Genomic DNA, 4,871 nt, shown 5'->3' with positions numbered 1-4,871 from the left:
CGTGATCGCCCGGATCTGCGACCGCGTGGCAGTGATGCATGGCGGCGAGATCGTCGAGACGGGGCCGGTGCTGGACGTGCTGCACCGGCCGTGCCATCCCCATACGAGGCGCCTGATCGCGGCAGTGCCGGTGCTGGGGCGCGCCAAGGACATCCTGCGCACGGGCCCGCTGGAGGCCCAGGCATGAGCGGCACGCCCGCGGTCCAGGTCCAGGACCTGGCGAAGACCTATCGCGCGCGCTTTGCCCTGTTCGGCAAAAGGCGCGGGCCGGTGACGGCTCTGTGTGGTGTCTCCCTGGCGGTGGCGCCGCGCGAGACGCTCGGGATCGTCGGCGAATCCGGCTGCGGCAAGACCACGCTCGCCCGCTGCCTGGTCGGTCTGCTCCGCCCGAGCAGCGGCCAGGTCCTGGTGGCGGGCCAGCCGATCGACCGGCTGGCGGCAGATGGGCCGGCAGCGCTAGGCCGGTCAGTCCAGTACGTGTTCCAGGACCCGATCTCGTCCCTGAACCCGCGCCGGACGATCCGGCAGACGCTGGCCGTGCCGCTGCGCTTCCTGGCCGGCTTGCCACCGGGCGATCACCCGGCCCGGCTGCAGGAGCTGATGGAAGGGGTGGGGCTCGACCCGGCCATGCTCGACCGCTACCCGCACGAGTTCTCGGGCGGGCAGGCGCAGCGGATTGCCATTGCCCGCGCACTCGCCGCGGGTGCCAGGGTGGTCGTGCTGGACGAGCCGGTGTCGGCCCTGGATGTGTCGGTGCAGGCCCAGGTCCTGCGCCTCCTAGTGGAGCTGAAGGCTCGCCACGACCTGACCTATGTGTTCATCAGCCACGACCTCGCTGTGGTCGAGGCGGTGGCCGACCGGGTCGTGGTGATGTCGGCAGGCGCGGTGGTCGAAGAGGGCCGGCCCGAGGAACTGTTCTCGGCTCCCAGCCACCCCTACACCCGCCGCCTCGTGGCCTCAGTGCCGCGCCTTTAGCTGAACGGCCCTCAGTAGTCGTAGCGCCACTGGACGCCGAAGCCGCTTTCTGCTTCCTCGGTGGTTTCGGTCTGGACAGTGACGTTCGGCGCCACCTCGACTTCCACCACGACCCGGCCGGAGCCCGGCGCCACGCCGCGCTCGACCTGCAGGTACACGTCCTCCGAGATGTAGCGGCCCGCCTTCACCGAGGCATCCTCCGGACTGGACCCGCCGAACTCCAGCGTGTCGACGCCCAAGCCCTGGCGCAGCCGGTCGAAGATGCCGGGCCCCCCGCCGCCGCGCAGCGTGTTCACGGCCGCGGCCAGGCGCAGGCCCTGGGCTGGGGTGATGGTCGACAGGTCGCGGCCGAACAGGATCTCGGCCATGATCTCGTCCTGCGGCCGCACCGGGTCGCTGGTGAGCTCGAGCTGCGGATCGCTGGCCCGCCCGGTGACCCTCAGGATGCCGGTCAGGGTGTTCGCCTCGAACTCCGCGGCGATGTCGAGCTCCGGGTCCGGCGGCACCGCGCCGTCCAGGGTCACCCGGCCGGTGGTCAAGTTGAAGCGGCGGTCCAGGAAGTCGATGAAGCCGCGCCGGAACTCGATCTGGCCGGTCACCACGGGCTCCGCGACGGTCCCGCTGGCCTGCACCCGGCCGCCCCACTCCGAGTCGAGCCCGCGCCCGCGCACGAAGACCCGCTCGGGCATGTCCACCACGATGTCGAGATTGACCGGATAGGGCGGCGCTGGCCGGCCGCCGTTCGCCTGCCCGCTGCCATCGTCCACCTCGATCACCGGGATCGATCGCGCCCCGCCGCCTAGGTCCTGGATCGAGATGTCGGCCCGGTTGACCCGGATCCGGCCGATCAGATCGGCCCCGTTGCGATCGCCCCTGGCCTCGAAGGTGCCGCTGAGCTGGGCCTGGATCTGGTCGCTGGAGATCGGGCTGAACTCGTCGAAACGCAGTTGCGTGCCGAACGGCAGCGCCGGGTCGCCCAGATTGGCCTGGCCCGTGCCGGTCAGCCGGCCGGACCGGCTGCCATTCGCTGACAGCTCGGTCAGCTCGATCCGCTGCCCGCTCGCCCGGATCGTCAGGTTCAGGTCGCGGATCGCCGCCCCGCTCGTGATATCGGCGAACCCGCCCTGGCGGACGTCGATGCTGCCATTGGCCTGTGGCTGCAGGATCGTGCCGCCGAAGCGCAGGTCGCTGACCAGCCGGCCGGCGATCTGCTGGCCATCCAGTGCGGCGAACCGGCCGACCCTGGCGAGATCCAGGGGGCCGGTGAGCGAGCCGCCGATCATACCGTCCATCGGCAGGTCGACCTCGAACGGCTGCAGGGCCAGGCGCAAGGGCAGGTCGGCCACCAGACGCAGCGGCTGCTCGTCGAAGCCCTGGAGATCCAGGGTGACGGTCGCCTGGCGGCCGGTGGTCTGGGCCGACAGGTCCAGGTCCAGTGGTGCCGGAGGCGCCCCGGCCACGTCCTGCACGCTGAGGCCGCGGCCGGTCACGGTCAGGTCGAGGCGCGGCGCCGTCGTGCTGCCGGCGATGGCGAGGTCGGCCTCGACCGTGCCCGCCAATGGCGGCGCACCCAGCTCTGTCAGCGTCGCGAGATCCAGCCCCTCCAGCCGCAGCCCGCCGCTCGCCTCTGTGCCGGCGAGGCTGGCCCTGCCGGACAGCCGGGCCTGGCCCAGGCGCAGGTCGAGGTCGGCGAGCCGGGTGCGGCCGGGCGCCAGCTCGATCCTGGCCGGCTGTTCCAGGCGCAGCGGCAGCTCGGCCAGCTCGCCCTCCAGCCGGGTCAGGTCCAGCCGCATCGCCTCGCTGTTGCGGCGGATCGTGGTGGCGGCATCCAGGGTGAGCGGGACGAAGGCATGGCCGCCGGTCGAGAGCGTCACTGCCAGCGCGTCCAGCGGCCCCACTGCCCGCACGGTGGTGCGGTCAAGGTCGACATCCGGGCGCGCCAGGTCCTGTGCCACCAGCTGGGCATCGATTTTCGGCGTGCCTAGGAGGTCGGTGAGGCCTGCCTGGAGGTCGAGGCTGCCGAGCTCGATCATACCCGGCAGGGCGATGCCGCTGCCGCGCACGCTGGCCCTAGCCGATTGCCCTTTGTCCCGCTCCGCGCGCAGGTCCAGCTCCAGCCTGCCGGACAGCGGCTGGCCCACCAGCGGCTCCAGTTCCGCCAGGCTACCGACCCCGCCGGCCAGCCGGCCGCTGGCGAGTGGGCCAGCCAGGTCCACTGCAAGGTCCCCGTCCAGCCGCGCCTGGCCCAGCCCGCGCAACTGCACCTGGCGGAGCTCGACCTGGTCGCCCTTCTTGGCGAAGCCGGTCTTCAGGGTGAGGGGCGTCCGGTCGGCCAGCAGCGCCAGGTCGAGCGTGCCTGCCGGCGCCTGGATCAGGTCGGCCGCATCGAGCGTGGCCCGGACCTGGCCCAGTGGCCGGCCGGCTACCTGGACCTCTTCGCCGGCCAGTTGCACCCGCACCGCCGGATGGTCGAGGTCGCCGCTGGCGGTGGCGTCCAGGGTCAGGCTGCCGGCCAGCTCGGTGCCGGCGGCGGCCGCCGCCCTGTCGAGGTCGGGCATCTCCGCGCGCAGCGTGCCGGCCAGCCTGCGGTCGTCCAGGCCGAGCCGGCCCTCGCCGGTGAGCGCGAGGGCGGCGGTGCGCAGGTCGAGCGAATCCAGCCGGGCAGTCCTTCCGGAGCCATCCTCGGCCGTGGCGAGCCCGCCATGGGCCTCGAGGACCAGCTCCTGGCCCAGCAGGTCGGCGAACCGGGCAGGCAGGTTTGCCAGTTGCTCGGCACGCAGGGTCAGCCGTGCTGCCGGCTGCTCCACCGTGCCGTCCGCCACGAGATCCAGCGTCGCCCGGCCGGCCGGCTCGCCGCCCAGCCAGCGGCCGAGAGAGCCCAGTTGCGCGGCCTCGCCAGTCAGCTTCGCCGCCAGCGTGCCGTCAGCCGGCTGGAAGCTGCCCTCGCCGGTGATCCCCAAGGCTGCGGTGGCTAGGTCCAGCCGGGACAGGATCAGCCGGCCGTCATCCGCCCTGGATGCGTTTGCCGTCAGCGCCGGCGAGGCGCCGACCAGGTCGGCCAGATCGGCCGGCAGGCCGCCGAGACCGGTGGTGGCGAGTGCCAGTTGGACCGCGGGCTCGGCCACCGTGCCGGACGCCTGGACGTCCAGATCCGCCTGCCCGGCGAGCTCCATGCCTGCCAGGGCGGACAGCGCGCCGAGATCGGGCACAGCGCCGTTCAGGCGCAGGTCGAGCGGTCCGTCCGCCAGGGCCACCCGGCCGGTCCCGGTGAATTCGGCGGCGCGGAGCCGGGCGGCGAAGCCGTTCAGGGTGATGTCGCGGGAGTCGTCGATCACCGCATCGGCCGTGACCGTCACCGTGTCGCCCAGAAGCGGCACGAACTCCGCCGGTATGCCGTCCAGCCCGGTCAGCCGGAGGTCGAGCCTGCTGGCGCCATCGCCGCTGCCGCCGTCGGTCAGGTCGATCTCCGCGTCCAGGGCTGCCTGGCCGTCCAGCGCCTGCCAGCCCTCGGGCAAAAAGGCGGCAAAGCTCCCCAGGGACGGCACTCTGCCGTCGAGCGACGCGGTGCCGGCGAGTGTGCTCGTGTCGAGATCGGCCTGGCCGGTCAACTTCGCACCCAGCCCCGCCAAGTCCAGCGTATCGATCCGCACCTGGCCCGCGCGGGCCGCGGCACCGGTGGCAGCCAGCGTGACCGGGCCGCCATCGCCCAGAGGCTCCCCCGCCAGGGTCGGTGCGTCGGCCGCCAGCCGCAGATCGAAGCTGCCGCCTTCCAGGGGCTCGCCCAGCGCCGAATCGGCCTTGAGGGACAGGTCGGTCTGGAGCTGTGCTAGGCCCAGCCGGTCCAGTGCCAGCCGCTCGCCTCGCAGGCTCAGATCGGCGGCCGGCCGCTCGCGGGT

Annotated in this window: 3 protein-coding genes; 2 read left to right on the top strand and 1 reads right to left on the bottom strand. The window is 73.0% G+C overall.

All coding sequences use genetic code 11. The annotated features are described in order from the left end of the window. Together EQG76_RS05460 and EQG76_RS05455 are read left to right on the top strand one after the other, a co-directional pair. A partial coding sequence (locus EQG76_RS05460) for an ABC transporter ATP-binding protein (protein WP_456237659.1) occupies window positions 1-187 on the top strand: 187 nt, incomplete at its 5' end. Continuing rightward, window positions 184-975, top strand: coding sequence for an ATP-binding cassette domain-containing protein (locus EQG76_RS05455; protein WP_159711314.1), 792 nt, complete (start codon window positions 184-186; stop codon window positions 973-975). The genes EQG76_RS05460 and EQG76_RS05455, both read left to right, overlap by 4 nt. A gap of 11 nt (window positions 976-986) precedes the next feature. Here the strand turns inward: EQG76_RS05455 and EQG76_RS05450 are convergent. Continuing rightward, on the bottom strand, window positions 987-4,871 hold a 3,885-nt coding region (locus EQG76_RS05450), incomplete at its 5' end, for a translocation/assembly module TamB domain-containing protein (protein WP_159711312.1).

Source organism: Geminicoccus flavidas (assembly GCF_009806515.1).
Taxonomy (GTDB): domain Bacteria; phylum Pseudomonadota; class Alphaproteobacteria; order Geminicoccales; family Geminicoccaceae; genus Geminicoccus; species Geminicoccus flavidus.
Note: the sequence above shows the minus strand (reverse complement) of the source record. Positions and strands in the feature narration are given on the sequence as shown.